At 69.6% G+C, this 20,420-nt stretch carries 21 protein-coding genes and 1 pseudogene; 11 read left to right on the forward strand and 11 right to left on the reverse strand.

All coding sequences use genetic code 11. The annotated features are described in order from the left end of the window. The first annotated feature begins 86 nt into the window (after nucleotides 1-86). Nucleotides 87-656 carry a YceI family protein gene (locus tag ACFJIX_RS05275; RefSeq protein WP_377161624.1) on the forward strand — a complete coding sequence of 190 codons (570 nt, stop codon included), beginning with the start codon at nucleotides 87-89 and terminating at the stop codon, nucleotides 654-656. 70 nt (nucleotides 657-726) lie between these two features. Here the strand turns inward: ACFJIX_RS05275 and ACFJIX_RS05280 are convergent, their stop codons facing one another. Next, nucleotides 727-1,542, reverse strand: a complete 816-nt coding sequence (locus ACFJIX_RS05280; protein ID WP_377158252.1) for a hypothetical protein — start codon at nucleotides 1,540-1,542, stop codon at nucleotides 727-729. 546 nt (nucleotides 1,543-2,088) lie between these two features. On the opposite strand from ACFJIX_RS05280, the gene ACFJIX_RS05285 reads away from it, so the two are divergent. The 3 genes from ACFJIX_RS05285 to ACFJIX_RS05295 are packed head-to-tail and all read left to right on the forward strand — an operon-like array spanning nucleotide 2,089 to nucleotide 4,912. Then, nucleotides 2,089-3,567 (forward strand): sensor histidine kinase, encoded by a 1,479-nt coding sequence (locus tag ACFJIX_RS05285; protein WP_377158254.1) that lies wholly within the window; start codon nucleotides 2,089-2,091, stop codon nucleotides 3,565-3,567. Next, entirely contained in the window at nucleotides 3,564-4,019 is a 456-nt protein-coding gene (locus tag ACFJIX_RS05290; RefSeq protein WP_377158255.1) for a hypothetical protein, read from the forward strand. The genes ACFJIX_RS05285 and ACFJIX_RS05290 overlap by 4 nt, the downstream gene beginning before the upstream one ends. Nucleotides 4,020-4,075: 56 nt before the next feature. Then, entirely contained in the window at nucleotides 4,076-4,912 is an 837-nt protein-coding gene (locus ACFJIX_RS05295) for a LytR/AlgR family response regulator transcription factor (protein ID WP_377158257.1), read from the forward strand. 26 nt (nucleotides 4,913-4,938) lie between these two features. Here ACFJIX_RS05295 and ACFJIX_RS05300 read toward each other — a convergent pair whose 3' ends face one another. Next, the gene (locus ACFJIX_RS05300) at nucleotides 4,939-5,430 is read right to left on the reverse strand and encodes a hypothetical protein (protein ID WP_377158259.1); all 492 of its coding nucleotides are present in this window, start codon (nucleotides 5,428-5,430) and stop codon (nucleotides 4,939-4,941) included. Between ACFJIX_RS05300 and ACFJIX_RS05305 the strand changes: the two genes are divergently transcribed. The 3 genes from ACFJIX_RS05305 to ACFJIX_RS05315 all read left to right on the forward strand — a co-directional run bounded on the left by ACFJIX_RS05305 (nucleotide 5,396) and on the right by ACFJIX_RS05315 (nucleotide 7,511). Beyond that, the gene (locus tag ACFJIX_RS05305; protein ID WP_377158261.1) at nucleotides 5,396-6,946 is read left to right on the forward strand and encodes a hypothetical protein; all 1,551 of its coding nucleotides are present in this window, start codon (nucleotides 5,396-5,398) and stop codon (nucleotides 6,944-6,946) included. The genes ACFJIX_RS05300 and ACFJIX_RS05305 overlap by 35 nt on opposite strands. A gap of 55 nt (nucleotides 6,947-7,001) precedes the next feature. Continuing rightward, nucleotides 7,002-7,274 (forward strand): hypothetical protein, encoded by a 273-nt coding sequence (locus tag ACFJIX_RS05310; RefSeq protein ID WP_377158263.1) that lies wholly within the window; start codon nucleotides 7,002-7,004, stop codon nucleotides 7,272-7,274. A 96-nt stretch (nucleotides 7,275-7,370) separates the two neighbouring features. Next, nucleotides 7,371-7,511, forward strand: coding sequence for a hypothetical protein (locus ACFJIX_RS05315; RefSeq protein WP_377158265.1), 141 nt, complete (start codon nucleotides 7,371-7,373; stop codon nucleotides 7,509-7,511). Nucleotides 7,512-7,599: 88 nt separating this feature from the next. On the opposite strand, the gene ACFJIX_RS05320 is transcribed toward ACFJIX_RS05315, so the two are convergent. The 3 genes from ACFJIX_RS05320 to ACFJIX_RS05330 form a co-directional block, all read right to left on the reverse strand. Further along, on the reverse strand, nucleotides 7,600-8,298 hold the full coding sequence (locus tag ACFJIX_RS05320; protein ID WP_377158267.1) for a lysoplasmalogenase: 699 nt from the start codon (nucleotides 8,296-8,298) through the stop codon (nucleotides 7,600-7,602). 162 nt (nucleotides 8,299-8,460) lie between these two features. After that, nucleotides 8,461-9,024, reverse strand: a complete 564-nt coding sequence (locus ACFJIX_RS05325) for an ImmA/IrrE family metallo-endopeptidase (protein WP_377158269.1) — start codon at nucleotides 9,022-9,024, stop codon at nucleotides 8,461-8,463. 98 nt (nucleotides 9,025-9,122) lie between these two features. Next, nucleotides 9,123-11,219, reverse strand: coding sequence for an ATP-dependent helicase (locus tag ACFJIX_RS05330; RefSeq protein ID WP_377158271.1), 2,097 nt, complete (start codon nucleotides 11,217-11,219; stop codon nucleotides 9,123-9,125). Between the two features lie 64 nt (nucleotides 11,220-11,283). On the opposite strand from ACFJIX_RS05330, the gene ACFJIX_RS05335 reads away from it, so the two are divergent. Beyond that, nucleotides 11,284-11,652 (forward strand): DUF1304 domain-containing protein, encoded by a 369-nt coding sequence (locus ACFJIX_RS05335; protein WP_377158273.1) that lies wholly within the window; start codon nucleotides 11,284-11,286, stop codon nucleotides 11,650-11,652. A gap of 140 nt (nucleotides 11,653-11,792) precedes the next feature. Here ACFJIX_RS05335 and ACFJIX_RS05340 read toward each other — a convergent pair whose 3' ends face one another. From ACFJIX_RS05340 to ACFJIX_RS05350, 3 genes are all read right to left on the reverse strand, one after another. Continuing rightward, the gene (locus ACFJIX_RS05340; protein WP_377158274.1) at nucleotides 11,793-12,611 is read right to left on the reverse strand and encodes a substrate-binding periplasmic protein; all 819 of its coding nucleotides are present in this window, start codon (nucleotides 12,609-12,611) and stop codon (nucleotides 11,793-11,795) included. Between the two features lie 68 nt (nucleotides 12,612-12,679). Then, the gene (locus tag ACFJIX_RS05345; RefSeq protein ID WP_377158275.1) at nucleotides 12,680-13,162 is read right to left on the reverse strand and encodes a hypothetical protein; all 483 of its coding nucleotides are present in this window, start codon (nucleotides 13,160-13,162) and stop codon (nucleotides 12,680-12,682) included. Between the two features lie 248 nt (nucleotides 13,163-13,410). Beyond that, nucleotides 13,411-14,427, reverse strand: coding sequence for a hypothetical protein (locus ACFJIX_RS05350; protein WP_377158277.1), 1,017 nt, complete (start codon nucleotides 14,425-14,427; stop codon nucleotides 13,411-13,413). Nucleotides 14,428-14,637: 210 nt separating this feature from the next. Here ACFJIX_RS05350 and ACFJIX_RS05355 point away from each other — a divergent pair, with 210 nt between their 5' ends. The 3 genes from ACFJIX_RS05355 to ACFJIX_RS05365 are packed head-to-tail and all read left to right on the forward strand — an operon-like array spanning nucleotide 14,638 to nucleotide 17,049. After that, on the forward strand, nucleotides 14,638-15,678 hold the full coding sequence (locus tag ACFJIX_RS05355) for a hypothetical protein (RefSeq protein ID WP_377158278.1): 1,041 nt from the start codon (nucleotides 14,638-14,640) through the stop codon (nucleotides 15,676-15,678). Beyond that, complete coding sequence (locus ACFJIX_RS05360) at nucleotides 15,678-16,304, forward strand: hypothetical protein (RefSeq protein ID WP_377158279.1); 627 nt, start codon at nucleotides 15,678-15,680, stop codon at nucleotides 16,302-16,304. Before ACFJIX_RS05355 ends, ACFJIX_RS05360 begins: the two co-directional genes overlap by 1 nt. Continuing rightward, nucleotides 16,273-17,049, forward strand: a complete 777-nt coding sequence (locus tag ACFJIX_RS05365; RefSeq protein ID WP_377161626.1) for an alpha/beta hydrolase family protein — start codon at nucleotides 16,273-16,275, stop codon at nucleotides 17,047-17,049. The genes ACFJIX_RS05360 and ACFJIX_RS05365 overlap by 32 nt, the downstream gene beginning before the upstream one ends. 166 nt (nucleotides 17,050-17,215) lie before the next feature. On the opposite strand, the pseudogene ACFJIX_RS05370 reads toward ACFJIX_RS05365, so the two are convergent. The 3 genes and pseudogenes from ACFJIX_RS05370 to ACFJIX_RS05380 all read right to left on the reverse strand — a co-directional run bounded on the left by ACFJIX_RS05370 (nucleotide 17,216) and on the right by ACFJIX_RS05380 (nucleotide 20,416). Continuing rightward, a pseudogene (locus ACFJIX_RS05370) lies at nucleotides 17,216-18,108 on the reverse strand (neutral zinc metallopeptidase). After that, entirely contained in the window at nucleotides 18,105-19,298 is a 1,194-nt protein-coding gene (locus ACFJIX_RS05375; protein ID WP_377158281.1) for an ATP-binding protein, read from the reverse strand. The pseudogene ACFJIX_RS05370 and the gene ACFJIX_RS05375 overlap by 4 nt, the downstream one beginning before the upstream one ends. After that, the gene (locus ACFJIX_RS05380) at nucleotides 19,295-20,416 is read right to left on the reverse strand and encodes a hypothetical protein (RefSeq protein ID WP_377158283.1); all 1,122 of its coding nucleotides are present in this window, start codon (nucleotides 20,414-20,416) and stop codon (nucleotides 19,295-19,297) included. The genes ACFJIX_RS05375 and ACFJIX_RS05380 overlap by 4 nt, the downstream gene beginning before the upstream one ends. Nucleotides 20,417-20,420 lie beyond the last annotated feature (4 nt).

A 20,420-nucleotide genomic window follows, 5' to 3' on the forward strand; every position in this document is an offset into this window, starting at 1 on the left:
CCTTCGCCCGGTTCCTTCTCCACCGCGGTACCCGCCGCGGTTCCATCACTGTTCCGACAACTGTTCGACAAGGACCCACCACCATGATGAAGAAAGCCCTGCTGCTCGCCTCCCTGCTCGCCGTCGCCGGCCTGGCCCAGGCCCAGAGCGCGACCTACGCGATCGACCCGACGCACACCTACGCCACGTTCGAGATCAAGCATTTCGGCACCTCGACCAACCGCGGCCGCTTCGACAAGAAGGAAGGCACCGTGCAGTTCGACAAGGCTGGCAAGTCGGGCAAGGTCGAGATCACCTTCGACATGAACGGCATCAGCACCGGCTCGTCGCAGTTCGACACCCACCTGAAGAGCAAGGACTTCTTCGACGTGGCCAACAACCCGACGGCCAAGTTCGTCGGCGACAAGTTCACCTTCTCGGGTGACAAGGTCGCCTCGGTGGCCGGCCAGCTGACGCTGAAGGGCAAGACCGCGCCGGTGACGCTGACGGCCACCAACTTCAACTGCTACGAGAACCCCATGCTCAAGCGCGAAGTCTGCGGCGGCGACTTCGAGACCACCTTCGACCGCACCGCCTTCGGCGTCGACTACGGCATCCAGTACGGCTTCTCGAAGGACATCAAGGTCATCGTCCAGGTCGAGGCCGTGAAGCAGTAATCCCCTCGGGAACACTTCACAACCATGCCGGAAGGCCCGCGGAAGCGGGCCTTTCGCGTTTGTGGCGTTGCTACGCGGGCGCGTTGACGGGGATGCCGGCAGCCATGGATATCAGCCGCCCGCTGGTCGCATGGTCTTCCATGAAGGCCTTCACTGCATGCGTCGTGCACAGCTTGTTGAACCAGTCCCAGGCGAACGAGGCCCGATAGGCCGCCGCGCACTCCGGCGAATTCCATGCAAGCAATTGCTGCAGTTCCTCATGAAACTGTCGGAACGCCGCTACCGCATGGCTCCAATGGCGACTGGGCGGATTCCCGCGCGCGAACCAGTGCGGCTTCCAGATGGGTTCAAAGTGACAGACGCGGTTCCTCAACTGCTGAAGGCGCTTCACCTGGAACAGCACGGGTTGCCTGTTGATATCCCGGCTCCAATACGGCGGCTTCGAATGCGGGTGATGGGGGAAGACCTCGGTGAACGTCCTCGGCGCGTATCGATGGGACAGGCCCTCCAGCAGATTCGGCCAGAACCCGAAGGACAGGCAGGCCACGACGGCGTCCGGTGAGGGTTGCAGTTGCCTGCGCGTGGGCGGGGTGCCTTCGGACAGCAAGGATTCGATCCGCTCGAGCGATTTCCCTTTCAACGGGACCGCGCCGGGTACCGCCCGGTCGTACCAGGGAAAGGATGCACTGGACTGCGCCGACACCTGCATCGAGAGGGAGCGATGGATCGCGTTTCGCAGCACGACCTCGACCAGTCCAACGAAGGGATGAATGCTGGCGCTGAGCGCCTGCGCCCACTGGTAGCAGCCCAAGGTCGCTGCATCCGATGCCGGCGCAAACGCCACACCGTACGGCGCCATCCGAGCTGCAGACAGGCGATCCAGCACGTCGGCAGCGGAAGGGGGCCCCGCAGAGTACGAGATCGTCAATTGCGGTGTTCGCACTCGTGGAAGGATTTGACTCGTCAAGTTCAACTCGCTACTCTCCCGCCCCGTAGGCACTGCGGATCCCACTCCCGCACCTCTTGGCAGGTTCCAAAGCCGGTGATGCCCGCAGCAGCAGTAGAGCAAGACGCCACCTTCGGGTGGCGTTGAGCTTTCTGAGTCGCAGAACGCTGCGGGGGCGCCAAGCGAAAGACGCCTATCGTCCATCGCCGACGGGTGCCTCGGCACCAGCTGTGAACAACTGCACGCAGGCAATTTGACCAATCACGACTACGGCCAGCCATCGGCTGACCGGGCCACGCTTGCGCGCCCCATCGGCCTCCGGCCTGTCGCCGATCGGTGCAGTCCATCCCGCCGTCTTCACGGCGCGTCGCCCGCCGCCCCGGGAGCGCCGGGGTCTTGCGTAAAGTGCGAGCCATACGACAGGTCCTCCCATGAACGCGCCGACTCCCGCCTCCCCCCACCCCGCGCCAGCGCTGGCAGAGCTTCATGAAAGCCGCCGAGCAGGGCTTCCACGCCTACGGCAACTGGCTGGTGTCCATCACCTGGAAGCGCTTCACGCTGCTGGCGGTGATGCTGATCATCGGCGCCAACATCCTCCAGACCCTCCCGCCCTTCTCCTTCAGCTGGCAACTGCCGGTCGAGACGACCGAGACCATCCATCCGCCCAAGGACCTGCGCCGCGACCGCGACACCGACCGCGAACGCCGCGAGAAGCAGCGCGCCGCCGAAGCGGAGAAGAAGGTGGCCGAGGCGCAGAAGAAGATCGACAAGGCCACGAAACCCGCCGACTCCGCCGAAGCCGGCTCCGAGGCGGGTCACGGCGCATCCTCCGCGGTCGACGGCGACGGCCTGCGCTACGAAGTCCAGATCGACAGCCGCGGCGTGCGCATCGTGCCGCGCCATCCGGCCTCGCCGGCCAGCGCCGCGTCCGCAGCCGACGCCGAAGGGGCCGTCGACCCCAACCTGCCGTCCGTGGACATCCGCATCCCCAACGAGAAGCAGCGCGAGGCCATCCGCGACGCGGTGAAGTCCGCCGCGGCCGACGCCAAGCGCGCCCTCGAGGAGGCGGCGGAAGAAGCCCGGCAGGCCAAGGCCGATGCCGAGGAAGCGCGTGACGAGCTCGAACAGGTCCAGCGCGAGACCTCGCGCAAGACGCGTTATCGCACCGTGCACCTGGGCGACTTCCTCGACAAGCTGGCCATCCTGGTCGTGCTGGCCTCGGCGCTGCTGAAGGCCACCTACAAGGGTCGCCTGCAGGCCGAGGTGAAGGCCGCCAAGGCCACCGAGACCGCCGAGGCCGAGTCGCTGCGCCGTCAGGTCGTCGAAGCCCGCATGGCCGCGATGCAGGCGCAGGTCGAGCCCCACTTCCTGTTCAACACGCTGGCGTCGATCGACCACCTGATCGAGACCGATCCGCCGCGCGCCTCGCAGATGCAGAAGAACCTGATCGCGCTGCTGCGGGCCTCGATGCCGACGATGCGCGAGGCCAACGCCAACGGCGGCGTGCGCGACCTGGGCCGCGAGATGGCCGTCATCCGGCCCTACCTCGAGATCCTGCAGGTCCGCATGGAAGAGCGCCTGGTGTCGCGCATCGAGGTGCCCGACGGCCTGCTGTCCGCCGAGTTCCCGCCGATGATGATCCAGAGCCTGGTCGAGAACGCCATCAAGCACGGCCTCGAACCCAAGGCCGAGGGCGGCAGCCTGCTGCTCAAGGCCGAGATCGTCCACGGCAAGCTGCAGGTCACCGTCGCCGACACCGGCCTGGGCTTCGGCCGCGCCGCGACCTCGGGCACCGGCGTCGGCCTGGCCAACATCCGCGAGCGGCTCTCGCTGCTCTACGGCAAGGCCGCCAGCGTCACCGTGGCCGAGAACCAGCCGTCCGGCACCGTCGTGATCATCACCGTCCCCTACCGGACCTCCGCCCACCACGCGCCCGAACAAGGAACGCAAGGAGCACACGCATGAAAACGCTGTTCAAGACCCTTCTTGTCCTCGGATTCGTCCTCGTCGCCGGCGCGCTGCTGCTGGGCTGGGGCGTGATCCATCTGCTCGGCGACGTCCCTGGCGTGCACCTCACCGTCGACGGCGAGGAAGTCATCCTGAGCGGCATGGGCATCGCCGACGCCTTCGGCGCCGGGCTCGGCCTGATCATCGCCATCGTCGTGATGTGCCTGGTCGTGCCGCTGGTGCTGCTGCTCGGCCTGGGCCTGCCGCTGCTGATCCTGGGCGGGCTGGCGCTCGTGGCGCTGGCCGCGCTGGCGGGCGTCGGCGCGGTGGTGGGCTCGCCGCTGCTGCTCATCGGCCTCGTCGTCTGGCTGATCGTGCGCGACAAGCCGCGCAAGGCGCCGCGGGTGCCGCCCGCGCCGGCAGCGCCCGCCATGACGTCCACGCCGGCCGAACCGTCCCTCCACGCCTGAGACCACGCGCGGGTCCACCGCCGGATCGCCCCTCACCTGCCCTAACATCGCCTCCCATGAGCGACACCAGCGACACCCACCACGCCCCCCGCGCCGTCCTCGCGGACGACGAACGCCTGATGCGGGAGCAGCTGCGCAGCCGCATCGCCGAGGTCTGGCCCGAGCTGCAGATCGTCGCCGAGGCCAAGAACGGCCTGGAGGCGGTCGAACTGGTCAAGGAGCACAAGCCCGACCTGGTCTTCCTCGACATCCGCATGCCGGGCCTGACCGGCGTCGAGGCCGCCAAGCAGATCGCGCAGCTGCCCGACGACGACGACTGGCCCCTGCCCGAGATCGTCTTCATCACCGCCTACGACCAGTACGCGGTCGAGGCCTTCGAGCAGGGTGTCTGCGACTATGTGCTCAAGCCCGCCGAGCGCGATCGCCTGCTGGTCACGGTCGAGCGCATCAAGAAGCGCCTGGCCCTGCGCAGCGGCGAGGTGGAGCCCGAAGGCCCCAGCACCGGCACGCTGCAGCAGCTGCTGCACTCGCTGTCGGCGCGGGTCAACAACACCAGCGGCTCGCCGCAATACCTGCAATGGATCCAGGCCTCGGTCGGCCAGACCATCCAGATGATCCCGGTCGAGGAAGTGCTGTTCTTCATCAGCGACGAGAAGTACACCCGCGTCCAGACGCCGACCGTCGAGGCGTTGATCCGCAAGCCGATCAAGGAACTCGTCGACGAGCTGGATCCGAAGCTGTTCTGGCAGATCCACCGCTCGACGCTGGTCAACGTCAAGGCCATCAACGGCATCAGCCGCGACTTCCGTGGTCGTCAGCTGGTGGGTGTGCGCGGACTCGATGAAAAGCTTGAGGTCAGCCGCAGCTACACGCACCTGTTCAAAGGGATGTGACGCGGCCCAGAATCGGGCACACCGCGTCAGCGTGGCGGACCTTTCAGCTTGACGCCTGCCGCCGCCATCGCGCGGCGGACTTCGGGGGCGTCCTCGAAGGCCGACTCGAGCTCCGGCTGCAGGGTCTCCAGTTCCAGGCGGGAATCGGGATCGCCCGGGCGATGCGACTTGCGTGACGACGCCCGCAGGCCCAGCCCCAGCGCCATCAGCGCGTAGAACAGGAAGGCGATCCGCGGCGCGTCGATGAGGCTGTCGAAGAGCCCCACGATCACGAAGCCCGCCAGCCCGCCCACCACCGCCGGCGCCAGCGGATGGTGGCGCCCCGCGCCGAAGCTCAGGCGCACCAGCACCGTCACCAGCAGGCTGGTCCACAGCGCCAGGCCGAACAGGCCCTGCTCGAACAGCACGTGCGCCGGCAGGCTCTTCATGTGGAAGGGCATGTGGTTGCGGTCGCTGGTGAAGAACCAGCGCGCCAGACCCTCGTTGAAATCGCCGTTCCGCAGCAACGGACCGTGCACGCTGTCGACGATCGAGATCGACGCGATCTCCAGCACGCCGCCGCGCCAGTTCTGCGTCACCGAGGCCACCAGACGTTTCGGGTGCCCAGGACCGGCCACCGAAGTCGGCCGGCGCCTGGCCCAGCTTCAGTTGCACCGGCTGCCAGGCGCCGCCCAGCGGCTCCACATCGGTCTCGCGGTCGACGCAGCGCAGCGGGTAGAGCAGGAACTTCTCGCAGATCTCGACGCGCAGGCGCGTCTTGAACTGCGTGCGCAGCGTCACCGTCGCCGCGACTTCGCCGGCGACCGCCGGCACGCGCTGGCTGAGCCGGAACATCTCGCCGTGCCCCATCTGGTGCAGGCCACTGGTCAGCGTCACCGTCGGATGCGGGAACGGCTCCGTGCCGGGCAGGCCGGACGCGGGCAGCTCGGAACGCGCCGCGTTCAGGTGGTAGTCACCGACGCGTTCATCGAAGGGCCCGCCGTTGGCGAAGCTCGCCGGGAAACGGCCGCTGCCCTTGCCCAGCAGCCATTCGTCCATGGACTTGAGCAGGCCCAGGCCGACGCGCCGATGCTCGAGACGACCTTCGAGATCCTGCTGTCCGGTCGACATCCGCTGACCGATGTAGGCGCCACCACCCAGCGCCGCGACCACCGCGCACGCCAGCAGACAGCCCGTCCACACGAGGCCGCGGATGCGCCAGCCGGCGGTGCGCAGATCGGCGCCGACGCGCGGCGACCATTGCGTCGCGATCCACGCGATCGCCAGCACCGACAGCACGGCGGCGATCGCCACCACGTCCTGGCCGCCGCCCCAATGCGCCGCGACGAGCCCCGTGCCGGCGAGCGTCGCCATCCACACGATCGCCAGCGCGAAGGCCTGCGAGGGCTGCGTCAGTCCGCCGCGCCACAGCCAGGCCAATCCGAGGCCGAGCAGGACGACAGCGCCGTCGATCAGGTAGGCGCCCTTGGGCACGAGATCGATCAGCAATCCGCCGAGCAAGGCCAGCAGCAGCGCCGGCAGCGGCGACAGCGCCATCAGCGCCCGCTGCTGTCCGCGCGGCCACGCTGCGCGCGAGGCCGGCATCGCGAGCAGCACCGCGACACTGCCCGCCAATGCGAGCAAGGCGCGATAGCCACCAGCGCCGAAGAGCACCCAGGCGGCGACCGCGGTACCGATGATCACGCCGGCCGACCACGCAAGCGGCACCGTCCCGCGCGCACCGGGGAAGACATGCGACGACGGCGCCCCATCCGGTCGCGGCGCGTTCCGTTCCTCGCGGCGCTGCACCGCCCACAGCAGCGCGCAAAGCGCCATGCCGGACGGCACCGCCAGATAGACACCGCGCGAGAACGTCGTCAGCGACGCGTAGAACGCCAGCAGCATCACCGCCAGCGCCATCACGAAGCGCAGCGGGCGGCGCTCCCGCATCGCCCACAGCATCGCGAAGGGCAGGCTCAACGCCAGCGCGCCATCCAGCGACGCTCCGCCGACGTTCATCTCCCAGAACAGCGAGGTCGTGCGGTAGTCCGATGAGAAGTCCAGCAGCCCCGTGTAGACCCAGCGCTCCCACAACGCGCCGAGCGAGGTCGTGACCAGCACCAGCACCCAGGCCGCGCGCGACAGGCGCTGCACCGACGAGGGCCGCAGGTCCGACGCCTTCTGCCACAGCGGCAGCAGCAGCAGGACCAGGAAGAAGCTCTTGCCGGCGCGCAGGCTGTTCATCGGCTCCTGGAAGCCTTGCCAGAAACCGAACTGCACGCCGCCGGCCTGGTCGAAGCCGCGCCAGACGGCGATGAAGGCCGACAGCGCGAACACGGCCATCAACACCCGCACCGCGGCGCGCCAGCGCAGCGTCCGATAACGCCACGCCACCGGCTTGTGCGGCGGCTCGGTCACGGCGATCGCGGTGTAGCCGCCGGCGGCGACGGCCAGCACCAAAAGGTCGAGTTCCTCGAAGGTGATCCAGCCGGTCCACGGCGCGAACCCGATCACCGGCACCAGCGCGGGCACCAGCAGCGGCAACGAGCGCCATCCGAAGAAGCTGGCCACCGCGATCGCCACCCACAACGCGGTGGCGGCCACTGGTTCGACCGGGTAGTGCCGCATGAGCCAGAGCCCGACGGCGGCGCTGGCCACGCCGGTCACCAACGTGGCCAGCGATGAAGGGCGCCGAGGCAGGACGAATTTCATGCGCGGGGCCGTTCCAGGCTGCTGGCGATGCACCACTGCGCCGGCCAGTAGCTCGCGAGCACCCAGAAGCTGGCCATCTCCAGCGGGCCTGCGAACTTGTTGATCGCCAGCATCGCGTCGGAGAGCACGAACAGCGTGCCGCCCCACGCGGCCCAGCGCGCGAGCGGTTCATCGGGCTGGCCGACGCTGCCGCGCCACCAGGCCCAGGCCTGCGCCGCCATGGCCGACAGGCAGACGACGTAGACGACCACCGGTGCGCGCAGCTCGGCGGGGATGTGCGGCCAGAGCCGCCCCAGCACTGCCGCCGCGATGATGCCGAACATCAGGAAGGGCCAGCGCACGGCGCCCAGCTTCTTGCGGGTGCAGAAGCCGACGATGTAGCAGACATGGGCGGCCAGGAAGCTCACCAGACCGGGCAGGAAGCCCTGCGCCGGCCACAGCAGCGCGATGTCGCCCGCCAGCGAGCACAGCAGCCCGGCACGCAGCCAGCGCGCCAGCCGTAGACGCTCGGCGCCACGACGCCAGGCGTAGAGCAGGATGAGGATCGTCGTCAGCGGCTTGAAGACGAAGGCCAGGGCCGGCGGCAGTTGCGCGGGCTGTGACAACGCGAGGATGGCGGCAGCCGCGCTGAGGAGGGTCAGCAGCGGGAGCGCGGCGGCGAGCCTGGTGGCGGACTTGGCGGCGGAGGCTGTCATGCGCCGGCATTTTGCCGTTTGCCGACGACGCCCACCCCCCGGTTCCGGGTGACATGGCAGACCTTACAGGGTCGATGCGGCGCTTGACGCTGACCGCCGCACCATGTCGATCACCGCCCGTGGCGCGCGCGAAGCGCACGAGGCGCACGGCATGCGCGAGGATCACAGATGCGACCAGTGCCGATCCAGGGCCTGCAGGCGTTCGTGGACGGCGGACTCGGGGACGAAGAACTTCTCCGAGAGCCTGCGGGCACTGACGATCCCCTGGTTCATCAGCCGGTAGATCGCGAAGTCCGGCATCAGCAGGTCCAGCGCGAAGCGATGGGCGTCCTGCTCGATGCGGCGCGGGCTGTGAATGGAGAGATTGGACGCCGTCTCCGGCGGTACCGCACCGTGCCCGAGCAGGTGATGGCCCAACGCATGCGCCAGCACGATGCGGCGTCGCATCGGGTCCTCGGCGAGGCTCAGCTCGATCACCGGGCGCTCGTCCAGATAGAGGAGCCGGCCGCGATGGGGATACATCGGCTCCCGCGGGCCGCCGCGGTCGCGGATCTCGACGCCGACGCCCTCCGCCAGTTCGTGGGCGTTCAGCGGCAGCGTGGCCTGGTCCCAGTGCGTCTTGCGCAGTTCATCGGCGAGGGCGTCGATGGCGCGGTGGCGCGCCGCGGCGTCGGCCGGCTCGGGGGATTCTCGGAAGGGGTGGCAGGAAAGCGGGGCAGCGTCCATGGTCGGTCTCCTCGGCGGGCGCAGAGGGACCGGATGCTAGAAACGCGCGCCTCGCCGCGAAATGACTCGAACCAGTAAGAATCGTTCGCCCACCACCGTCACTGACTGTTCGAGTGACAGGTCTTGCTCGAGCGATCGTCCTTCGCCGCCTGCGCCTGTTTCGCCGCGGTATCGGCGGCCTTGGCGGCAAGCTGCTCGCGCATGCGCTTGAGTTTCTCGCGGGGGTCTTCCTTGACCCCGCCCTCGCCGAGTTTCATCTCCGCGATGAAGCGGCTGGGCACGCCGACGACCGTCTCGCGGTTCTTCTTCCGCCGCCGCAGCGTCGACACCGCCAGCGTCCGCCGCGCCCGCGTGATGCCGACGTACATCAGCCGGCGCTCTTCCTCGACGCGCTGGGGCGTGAGCTCGTCGTTCTCGGCCTTGAACGGCAGCAGGCCTTCGTTGACGCCGGCCAGCATCACGTGCGGCCATTCCAGGCCCTTGGACGCATGCAGCGTCGTCAGCACGACCTGGTCCTGTTCCTCCTGGCGCTCGGCCAGCGAGAGGATCACGCTGATCGTCTGCGCCACTTCGAGCAGCGTCTGACGCGGGCTCTCGGTGGTGATGCCACCGTCGGTCGAGATCTCACCGCCGCAGCGCTTGGCGACCCAGTCGACGAAGTCGAGCACGTTGCTCCAGCGGGCCTGCGCGACCTTCTCGTTGTCTTCCTGGTCGATCAGGTACTGCTCGTAGGCGATGTCCTTGAGCCATTCCATGATCAACGCCTTGCCCTCCTCGCCGCCGACGGCGTGACGGGCGCGGTACTCGAGGTCGACGACATAGCGGCCGAACTCGTGCAGCCCGTGCAGCGCCTTGCTCGACAGCGTCGCCTTCAGCGACTCGGCGAACAGCGACTCGAACATGGACAGCTTCCACTTCGCCGAGAACTCGCTCAGGTGCCCCAGCGTCTGGTGGCCGATGCCGCGCTTGGGCGTGGTCACGGCGCGCAGGAAGGCCGGGTCGTCGTCCTGGTTCACCAGCAGCCGCAGCCAGGCGCAGAGGTCCTTGATCTCGGTGCGGTCGAAGAAGCTCTGCCCGCCGGACACCTTGTAGGGGATCTCCGCGCGGCGCAGCGCCTGCTCGAAGATGCGCGCCTGGTGGTTGGCGCGGTACAGGATCGCGAAGTCGGAGAACTTCGTCGTCGGATGGTTGGCCCGGATCGACTGGATGCGGGCGACGGCGCGTTCGGCCTCGTGCTCCTCGCCGTCGGCCTCGATCAGCGTGATGGGATCGCCTTCGCCGAACTCGCTCCACAGCGTCTTCGGGAACAGCTTCGGATTGCCGCCGATCACGTTGTTGGCGGCGCGCAGGATCGCGCTGGTCGAACGGTAGTTCTGCTCCAGCGGAATGATCTTCAGCTGCGGGAAATCGACCGGCAGCTTCTTGAGGTTCTCGATCGTCGCGCCGCGCCAGCCGTAGATGGACTGGTCGTCGTCGCCCACGGCGGTGAACATCGCGCGATCGCCGACCAGGCACTTCAGCAGCTCGTACTGGACCGCGTTGGTGTCCTGGTACTCGTCGACCAGCACGTAGCGCAGCGTCTCCTGCCACTTGCCGCGCGCCTCTTCATTGGTCTGCAGCAGCTTCAGCGGCATGCCGATCAGGTCGTCGAAATCGACCGCCTGGTACGCGGTCAGCCGCTCCTGGTAACGCTGCATGACGACGGCGGCGGCGCGCTCCATGTCGTCCTTCGCGTAGGCCAGCGCCTGCTGCGGGCTCAGGTTCTGGTTCTTCCACAGCGAGATGGTCCACTGCCAGGACTTCGCCGTCGCCGCGTCGGTCGTGCCGCCGGCATCGCGCAGCACGGACAGCACGTCGTCCGAGTCGAGGATCGAGAACTGCTCCTTGAGCCCGAGATGGCGCCCGTCCTGGCGCAGGATGCGCACCCCCAGCGAGTGGAAGGTCGACACCAGCAGCTCCGAGCCCGCCTTGTTGCCCACGAGGTGCTTGGCGCGCTCGCGCATTTCCTGCGAGGCCTTGTTCGTGAACGTGATCGCGGCGATGTTCTCGGGCCGGTAGCCCTCGGACATCAGCTTGGCGATCTTCTGCGTGATGACGCTCGTCTTGCCCGAGCCCGCGCCCGCGATCACCAGGCACGGCCCCGAGAGGTGATGCACCGCCGCCAGTTGGGCGGGGTTGAGCTGGGCTTTGGACATGGAACGTGGGGGACAGGAAAGCGCGGAGGGGCCGGGGATGATAGCGGGACGTACAGTGCGAACCATGAACACAACACTTGCCATTGCCGCCAATGTCGTCGTCGCCCTCGTGGCGCTGATCCACGTCTACATCCTGATCCTGGAGATGTTCCTCTGGACCACGCCCAAGGGTCGCAAGGCCTTCGGACTGACCCAGGAATTCGCCGAGGCGAGCAAGGTGCTGGCCGCCAACCAGGGGCTGTACAACGGCTTCCTCGCGGCCGGGCTGATCTGGGGCCTGGTGCTGGGCGCGGCCGGCGGACCGGTGAAGATCTTCTTCCTGGCCTGCGTGCTGGTGGCGGGCCTGTATGGCGCCGCGACGGCCAGCCGCAAGATCCTCTTCATCCAGGCCATCCCGGCGGCGATCGGCCTCGCGTTGCTGCTGTTGAGCTGAGGCAGCGCGGTCCGGGCCCAAAATGCCCGATTCGCCCGATTCGCCCGATTCGCCCGATTCGCCCGATTCGCCCGATTCGCCCGATTCGCCCGATTCGCCCGATTCGCCCGATTCGCCCGGGTCGCCCGCCGGGACGCCGTTCAGTCCGGCAGCGCAACGCCGCGTCGTGCCGCCATCTGCTGCAGTTCGCCGCTGGCGCGCAGGCGCTGCATGCCGGCATCGACCAGCGCCGCCCAGGGCTCGCCCGCAGCGTCGCGACTGAAGGCGAAGTGGCCGCGCAGCTGCGCGAACGGCGGCGCGCACAGCACGACCTGGTCTGCCAGTCCCAGCTCCTGGATCACCGGCTCCGAATTGCGCTGGTTGGCCGCGATCAGGTCCAGCCGGTTGAGCTGCAGCATGCGCAGCGCGGTGGCCAGGTCCCGCACGGCGGTCACGTTCAGGCCCGCGCGCGCCTGCTCGAAGCGGTCGCCGTAGACCCACCCCTGCACCGCGCCGATCCGCAGCGGCTGCAGCGCCCGGAAGTCGTCCCACCAGAGTCCTTCCTCGCGGCGGCGCGCGTAGAACACCAGCGCGTCCTCGTAGAAGGCCAGGCGGGAGAAGCGCATCGATCGCTCGCGCTCCGGCGTGCGATACGGTCCGACGAGGATCTGCGCCGGACCATGTTCGATCATGGACTGTGCGCGCAGCCAGGGATAGAACTCGTAGCGCGGCTGGTGGCCGGCGGGGATCAGGATCGCGTCGAGCAGGTCGACGGCCAGGCCGCGCGGCTTGCCGCCGTCCATCCCGGGTTCGAAGAGCCGCGCGAAGGTCGTGCCCGCCACATGCACCTGCGCCGACCGCGGCCGTCCAACGCCGGGCGCACCGGTCAACGAAGGCAGCGCACCCGCCGCGCCCGCCATGCCGACGGCCATCGCGCCGAGCGCGGCATCACGGAGCAGGTGTCGACGGAAGGCGTCCATGGGAGTGCCCATGATAGGCGCGCGCTTCGTGCGCGGGCAGCCCCGCGACACGGGGTGGCGGACGTCCTTCAATGCCCGCGGGTCTCGGCGGCGAGGTCCTCCGGCACCAGCGCGCCGGGGATGAAGATGGGCGTGCGGATGGGATCGCGGCCGATGTCCTCGCCATGGGACCCGTGGACCGCGAACGCCGCCGAGAGCACGGCATGGACCTGCCCCATCGTCTCGTAGGACGGCGACGAGCCGCCGGCGAAGAACACCTTGGCGTCCCCGATGCCCAGCCCGCACAGCCCGTAGAGCCGGTCGCCGACGCGGGCGCAGAACTGGTCGGCGATCTGGCGTCCGATCAGCGAAGGCAGCCGGACCAGGTAGTCCCCCGTCCCCCATCCACGGCCCAACGCACCGACAGCCGCATCCAGTGCGCGTTCTTCCCGTCGATGCAGCTCTCGAGCACGCCGCGAAGCCAGGGCGAACAGTCGGGATCGGTGACCGAGTCCCGCCAGCAATTGCGCCAGTCCGCGGCGGACATCGGTCGAATTTCGAAACTCACGCACATCCTCCTCGCGTCGCGACCCATGGCGACAGAAGGACGATCGTAGGCAGAGGCACCCCGCTCGGACAATCCGCCTTCATCGACCGCTGAATGACTCTTCCAAGTCGCTCTGAAGCGCGAACTTGTCGATTCGCATGGGCGTTTCCGATGGGTCCTGCCTCACCCCTGCGGGAGCACTAGTGCATCGAGGTGGGTCGCCGACTCATCGGCGGAAGGACGCGAAGGAGGGCGAAAAGGGGCGCGGCGCGTTCAGGCGCCCCGCAGCAGCAGCCAGGCGACGATCGCCGCCAGGGCCAGGACGAAGGCGAGGCCCGCCAGCCGTTCCGCCCATGACGCGCCGGGGGACGCCGGGCGCTCGTCGTCGGCCTCGAGCGGTGGCGGCAAAGGCAGGAGCGGCATCGGCGCCGATGCTGAGGCTGCAGGGCCGGATCCGGCACGTGGAGCGGCGGGCTCGACCTCGATCCAGTCGCGCACGGCCTGCGCCAGCAGCTGCCGGTCGGTGAACGAGCGCCCGTCCATCATGGCCCGGTCCAGCAACTGGTCCAGGCTCTCGCGCTGCGCGGCCGTCAGCGACATCCACGACTGCAGCGACGCCACGGGCGTGGCGCCGGGTTCGGGCTCTTCCTCGAAGCCGTCCTCGGTCGCGTCGCGTCGCGGCAGCCGGCCGTTGACGAGCATGCCCAGCAGGCGGCCCAACGCGTGGGTCTCGCTGTTGGCGTCGGGGCGGCCGCCGGCGCGTTGACGCGCGTTGGCCAGCGGCTCGGCGGCGCGCACCAGCGCGGCAGGCGCCTGGCTGTCGCGCGGTGCCAGCCCTTGCCCCAGCCAGTGCAGCTGCTGCGCCGGGCTCAGCCACAAGGTGCCGGGATCCAGTTCGTGGAGGACCAGGCCATGCACGTGGGCGGCGTCGAGCACATCGATCAGGTCCAGCAGCAATTGCATGCGCCGCTTCAACGGCAGCGCCATCGCCACGCGCAGCAGCGGCGCGCCCTCCATCGCCGGCACCACCAGGTAGGGCAGGCCGGTCGGGCTGAGTCCGCTGTCCAGCGGCGCGCCGAAGGCCGGATGCCGGAAGCGCGACAGCGATTCCGAGTCCTCCGCGAAGCGCATCAGCACCGCCTGCGCATCGGACTCGTGGCGGTAGACCAGCGCCAGGCCGGTCTGCGCGGCGGCCTTGCCGTGCTCGACGCGGAACCACACGCCGGAGGCGCACTCGAAGAGCACGGCCGAGACGCGCCAGACGCCCAGCCGCTCGCCGACGGCCGGCACCGCGGCCGGGGCCCGGGGGGCTGGCTCGTGCGGTGCGCGGGGGTCCTGCGCGTGCGGGGGCGGGGGGTTCGATCATGGGCGCGAATCCTAGCGCAGCGATACTTCGGCCCCATGTCCTCCCGCGTCCCCTCTGTCGGCCTGAGCCATCCGCCCGTCGGTGCCCTCGACGCCCTTGATGCACCGACGGCGCCCCTCCCGTGGCTCCGGCGCATGACCGTCGCCCTGCTCGCCACGGCGCTTTCCGGGCTGGCCGCCGCGGCGCCCGCGCCGTACAAGCAGCCGTCCGCGGCGATCCGCGAGCTGCTGGACGCGCCGGCGCTGCCGCGGCTCATCCCGTCGCCGGACCGGGCCGCGCTGGCGCTGGTCGAGCAACGCCGCTACACGCCGCTCGAGGAACTGGCGCGACCGGGACTGCGCCTGGCCGGCGCGCGATTCGATCCACGCAACGCCAGCCAGCAGAACCTGATCGCGGTGCAGCGCGTGCGCCTGCGCTCGCTGCTCGACCCGGAGGCCACGGAACGCGACGTCGAGCTGCCGGCCGGCGGCACCTGGCACAACTTCATCTGGGCGCCCGACGGGCAGCGTTTCCTGCTGTCCCGGCGCACCGACACGGCGGACGAGCTGTGGGCGGGCGCCACGTCCAACGGCCAGCTTTGGCGCATCTACAACGTGCGGCTGAACAACGCCGTCGATGCCGACGACATCGCCTGGCTGAACGCCCGCGAGGCCGTCGTGCTGACGGTGCCCGACGACCGCGGCGCCGCGCCCAGCCGGGCGCAGACCGGGCCGGCGATCCAGGAGACGCACGGCAAGGCCTCGCCGGAACGCACCTATCCGGACCTGCTGCGCAATCCGCGCGACGAGGACCTGTTCGAGCACTACGCCCGCTCGCAGCTGACGCTGATCGACGTCGCCAGCGGACAGAGCCGCGACATCGGCACGCCGGGGCTGTTCACCAGCGTCTCCAGCATCGGCACCGGCCAGGCGCTGCTGACCGAACGGCTGGTGCGGCCGTTCAGCTACAACCTGACCTTCGACGATTTCCCGACCGTGGTCGAGGTCCGCCAGCGCGACGGCAAGGTCATCCGCGAACTGGCCAAGATGCCGCTCAAGCAGGGTGTTGCGATCGACGGCTCGCTGGCGGGACCCGGGTGTTCTACCCGTCGCCGACAAAGGATGCGGCCATCTATTGGGTCGAGGCGCTGGACAGCGGCAACCCCGCCAACCGCGCGGCGTTCCGTGATCGCGTGATGCGGCTGGATCCGCCCTACACCGGCGATCCTTTCGAGGTGCAGCGCATGCCCTACCGCTTCACGCGGCTGCGCTTCCTGGACGACGGCATCCACGGCCTGCTGACGGAGGAAGACCGCAGCCGGGGCTGGTCGCGGACCTACCTGCTGCCGCTCAACGGCAAGCAGAGCCGGCCCCTGTTCGAGCACTCCGTGCGCGAGCGCTACCGGCATCCGGGCTTTCCGTTCATGCGCACGCTGGCCAACGGCCACCAGGTGGCGCAGACGCTGGGCGGCGACCTGCTGCTGTCGGGCCAGGGCGCGGGCCCGAAGGGCGACCGGCCGTTCCTGGACAAGCTCTCGCTGAAGGACCTCAGCGTGCAGCGGCTGTTCCAGTCGGCGGAGGGGGGTGTACGAGCAGCCCGTGGCGCTGCTCGAGGATCGCCGGCTGCTGACGCAGCGCGAGACCGAGCACGAGCCGCCCAACCTGGTGCTGCGCGAGAACGGCAAGGTCACGCCGCTGACGCGGATCAAGGATCCGACGCCGCAGTTGAAGGGCGTGCGGCGCGAGCTGGTGAGCTTCAAGCGCAACGACGGCGTGGAGCTCTCGTTCTGGATGTACCTGCCGCCGGACCAGCGCGAGGGTGAGAAGCGACCGGCGCTGGTGTGGGCCTACCCGCTGGAGTTCAACGACGCGGCGATCGCGGGGCAACTGAGCGGATCACCGGGCCGGTACATGAGCTTCTCGGGGATCAGTCCGCTGAACCTGCTGATGGATGGGTACGTGGTGCTGATGGATGCGACGATGCCGGTGGTGGGCGACTCGCGCAACATGAACGACAGCTTCATCGAGCAGATCACCGCCAACGCGCGGGCGATCGTCGACAAGGCCGAGGATCTTGGCACGGTGGACCCGAGGCGGGTGGCGATCGGCGGCCACAGCTACGGCGCCTTCATGGCGGTGAACCTGCTGGCGCACACGAAGCTGTTCCGCTGCGGCATTGCGCGCAGCGGCGCCTACAACCGGACGCTGACGCCCTTCGGATTCCAGAGCGAGCGTCGCTCACTCTGGGACGCAAAGGACGTCTACCTGAAGCTGTCCCCCTTCCTCTTCGCCAACCAGATCAAGGATCCGCTGCTGCTGATCCATGGCGAGGCGGACAACAACTCCGGCACCTTCCCGATGCAGAGCGAGCGCCTGTACCAGGCGCTGGCGGGCCTGGGCGGCACGGCCCGCTACGTCCTGCTTCCTTTCGAGGCGCACGGCTACACTGCGCGCGAGTCCGCGGGCCAGGTGCAATGGGAGATGAGCCAATGGTTGAAGGGCTGCGTGGGCGACCCGCGAGTCGAGCCCAAGCCTCGCCCCACAGCCGGATCCGGCGCCTCGCAGTAACCGGACGGTGTGGACTCGCTTGGCCGGGGCCGCCGGCGAAGCCGAAGCTTCCAGGACTGACCAGGCGCGTTCTGTCTGACCAAAGCGAGCCGCAGGCGAGCGGCGGGAGTTGAGCGCCCCAGCTTCGGCTTCGCCGGCGGCCCCGGCCAAGCGAGTCGCGCTCGACCTAAAGCTGCTTCGCCGAAAACGTATCGCAGTCCCGCAGATCTCCTTGAGCCATCCCCCGCTTGAACCAGCGCTGCCGCTGATCACTGGTGCCATGGGTGAAGCTCTCCGGCACCACCGCGCGCCCGGCGCTGCGTTGAAGCGTGTCGTCGCCGATCTTCGCGGCGGCATTCAACGCTTCGTCGATGTCGCCGGCTTCCAGCCAGCCTTTGGACTGCTGCGAGTGATGGGCCCACACGCCGGCGAAGCAATCGGCCTGGAGTTCCACGCGGACGCTGGTGGCGTTGGCCGCCTGCTCGGACTGACGACGGCGGGCGGCGTCGACCTTGTCGGTGATGCCGAGCAGATGCTGGACGTGGTGTCCGACCTCATGGGCGATCACGTAGGCCTGGGCGAAGTCCCCGGGGGCCCGAGCCGGTCGCGGAGGGTCTGGTAGAAGCCGAGGTCGATGTAGACCTTGCTGTCGCCGGGGCAGTAGAACGGTCCCATGGCGGCTTGTCCGAGCCCGCAGGCGGTGCGCGACTGGCCTTCGAAGAGGGTCAGCGTCGGCGCCTGGTAGGTCTTGCCGCCGGCCTTGAAGAGCGGCGTCCAGACGTCCTCGGTGTCGGCCAGCACGACGCTGACGAACTTTGCGGGCGTGTCCTGGGGGCGGCTGTGCTCGACGGGGCGCTGGGCCGGGCCGGGCGTGGTCTGGACCGCGCTGCCGTCCAGCGCGCTGAGCACCGTCAGCGGATTGATGCCGAACGCCCAGGACGCGAGCAGCGCCACCACGATGCCGCCGATGCCGATGCCACGTCCGCCGATCATCGGCAGGCCGCCGCCGCCGCGGCTTCCACCGCCGCTGCCGCGCAGATCCTCGACGTTGTCGCTCTCGCGATTGCCTTCCCACTTCATGATGTGCTCCTGATGCCGTCCCGCCGGCACGAACCGCTTGCAAGGATCGCACAGCGCGTGGGATGCGACTGTCGGACGGGGCCCCGAGAGCGCCCTCCCCGTCCCCCTGGATCAGGGGACAAGGCACTCAGTCGGCTGCCTGGGCCTCGCTGCCCGCCGCCAGCGAGTCTTCGGCGGGGAGGATCAGATGGAACTCGGCGCCCCCCGCCCTCGCGATTGGCGGCATAGAGCTGGCCGCCGTGCATCTCGACGATCCGCCGGCTGATCGGCAGGCCGAGGCCGGTGCCTCCGGAGCCGTCCTTGGTCGCGCTGGATTGGACGAAGGGATCGAAGATGCGCTCCAGTTCGTCGACCGGGATGCCCGGTCCCCGGTCGGCGACGCAAAGGTGCAAGGCCCCCTCGGGCGTGCGACCGCCGCGGAGCTCGATGGTGCCGCCCTGCGGCGCGAACTTGATGGCATTGGCCAGCACGTTGCGCACGGCCTGCTGGAAACGCAGCGGATCGACGCGCCCCGGCATCGGCGCCGGCAGGTCGGCGGCCATCGTCAGCTGGCGCTTCGCGGCGAGCGGCGCGAGCTCACGCATCACCGCGTCGACCGGCCCGCGCAAGTCCTCCGCGCGCAGTTCCAGCGCGCCGACGGCATCCAGCTTGGACGCGTCGAGCAGGTCGTTGACCAGCGCCAGCATCCGCTGCCCGGAGCCGTGGATGTCCGAGAACATCGCCTGCAGCCGCTCCTGCCCGCCGCTGCGCATGATGCCGAGCTCGGAGAACCCGAGGATCGACTGCAGCGGCGTGCGCAGCTCATGGCTGATGTTGGCGAGGAACTCGGTCTTCGTCCGCGAGGCCTCCTCCGCCGCGTCGCGCGCCTGGCGCGTCAGCCGTTCGGCGGCGGCGCGTTCGGTGATGTCGACCGCGCTGCCGGCGTAGCCGAGCAGGTCGCCGTCGCGACGCAGCGGCACCGTGGCGATCTGGTAACGGCGCGGCGCGCCCTCGCCGTTGCGGATCGTGGCCTCGACGCTGCGCACCCCTTCGTCGCCGCCGAACAGGCTCGCCACCGCGTCGCGGTCGGCCGGCTCCGCGATATCGGCCAGCCGGCGCCCCACCGCCTCGTCCGGACGTCCGCGGTGCAGCGTCGTCCAGCGCGCGTTCACGAAGGTCAGCGTGCCCGCCGGGTTGGTCCGGAAGATCACCTCCTGCACGCTCTTGACAGCACGCGCATGTCGCGCTCGCGATCGGCGAGCTGCTCATGCGCGCCCTCGAGCGCTTCCACCGCCTCCGCCCGCGCCTGCAGGCTGCGCCGCACGGTGATCGTCGCCAGCGCGATCAGGGCCAGGGCCAGCGCGCCGATCAGCAGCAGCCAGCGCAGCCCCGCATGCCAGCGGGCCAGCACCTCGTCCATCGACTGCTCGACGCCGACCATCAACGGACGCCGCGGCGCCGCGCGGTAGGCAACGATGACCTCGCCCGGCAGCGCGCCTGCGCCGATGTAGGTGTCGTGCTCGCGCCCGCGGCGCAGCCCGTCGAAGGCCGGGTGCCCATCCAGCCGCTGACCGGGCAGCTGATGCAGCGTTTCCATCGCGGCGAGCAACTGCCCGTCGGTCGAGGCCAGCCATGCGGCGCTCCGGCCGGTCGGCAGCGCGCGCTGCTGGACCTGCGTCAGCGCGTCCGGATTGATCAGCGCCAGCAGCCAGCGCGGGTCGCGCTCGCGCGTGCCCGGCGAGATGCCCACGGGCGCGGAAGCACCGCTGGCCGGCGCGTCGGGCGACGGCGACAACTGCAGCAGCAGCGGCAGCATGCCGACCGGCGAGCCTCGCGCCGCGCGTCCCTTCGCGAGGTCCGCCAGCCCCCGTCCCGGCCGCAGCGGCAGCAGCAGATCGCGGTCCGGCGCCGGCAGGCGGCCAAAATCGTCGAGCGGAATCTCCAGGCCGATCTCGTCGGCATTGGTGCTGATCAGCACCCGCCCGCGCGTGTCCAGCAGCGACACGCTGCGAATGAAGGGCAGCCCCACCAGCACATGGCTGAAATGCTCCTCGAGGTGCTGCGCCTCGTGCGGGTCGGCGACCGTGCGCGTCAGCCCGTCGCCGATCGCATGCAGAGACAGCGAGGCGGTCTCGATCGTGCGGCTCGCGTCGCTCTCGAGCACCTGCGCCAGCAGCGCGCCGCGGGCGCGCGCCTCGTCGATCGCTTCCTGGCGGCCGATCCAGGCCGGTCCGATCAGCCCGGCCAGCGTGCCCGCCCCGACGGCCACGCCCGCCCACAGCGTCGCACGACGCAGACGCAGGAGGGATCGGACGGCCGGACCGAGCATCGCT

The organism is Roseateles sp. UC29_93 (assembly GCF_042695725.1).
GTDB classification, from domain to species: Bacteria; Pseudomonadota; Gammaproteobacteria; order Burkholderiales; family Burkholderiaceae_C; genus Roseateles; species Roseateles noduli_A.

Excerpts from the sequence above, each read along its gene's own strand:
- ACFJIX_RS05275 (WP_377161624.1), top strand. The coding sequence starts at position 87 with ATGAAGAAAGCCCTGCTGCTCGCCTCCCTGCTCGCCGTCGCCGGCCTG.
- ACFJIX_RS05285 (WP_377158254.1), top strand. The coding sequence starts at position 2,089 with ATGAAAGCCGCCGAGCAGGGCTTCCACGCCTACGGCAACTGGCTGGTG.
- ACFJIX_RS05290 (WP_377158255.1), top strand. The coding sequence starts at position 3,564 with ATGAAAACGCTGTTCAAGACCCTTCTTGTCCTCGGATTCGTCCTCGTC.
- ACFJIX_RS05295 (WP_377158257.1), top strand. The coding sequence starts at position 4,076 with ATGAGCGACACCAGCGACACCCACCACGCCCCCCGCGCCGTCCTCGCG.
- ACFJIX_RS05320 (WP_377158267.1), bottom strand. The coding sequence starts at position 8,298 with ATGACAGCCTCCGCCGCCAAGTCCGCCACCAGGCTCGCCGCCGCGCTC.
- ACFJIX_RS05325 (WP_377158269.1), bottom strand. The coding sequence starts at position 9,024 with ATGGACGCTGCCCCGCTTTCCTGCCACCCCTTCCGAGAATCCCCCGAG.
- ACFJIX_RS05330 (WP_377158271.1), bottom strand. The coding sequence starts at position 11,219 with ATGTCCAAAGCCCAGCTCAACCCCGCCCAACTGGCGGCGGTGCATCAC.
- ACFJIX_RS05335 (WP_377158273.1), top strand. The coding sequence starts at position 11,284 with ATGAACACAACACTTGCCATTGCCGCCAATGTCGTCGTCGCCCTCGTG.
- ACFJIX_RS05340 (WP_377158274.1), bottom strand. The coding sequence starts at position 12,611 with ATGGACGCCTTCCGTCGACACCTGCTCCGTGATGCCGCGCTCGGCGCG.
- ACFJIX_RS05355 (WP_377158278.1), top strand. The coding sequence starts at position 14,638 with ATGACCGTCGCCCTGCTCGCCACGGCGCTTTCCGGGCTGGCCGCCGCG.
- ACFJIX_RS05360 (WP_377158279.1), top strand. The coding sequence starts at position 15,678 with ATGCGGCTGGATCCGCCCTACACCGGCGATCCTTTCGAGGTGCAGCGC.
- ACFJIX_RS05365 (WP_377161626.1), top strand. The coding sequence starts at position 16,273 with ATGTACCTGCCGCCGGACCAGCGCGAGGGTGAGAAGCGACCGGCGCTG.
- ACFJIX_RS05380 (WP_377158283.1), bottom strand. The coding sequence starts at position 20,416 with ATGCTCGGTCCGGCCGTCCGATCCCTCCTGCGTCTGCGTCGTGCGACG.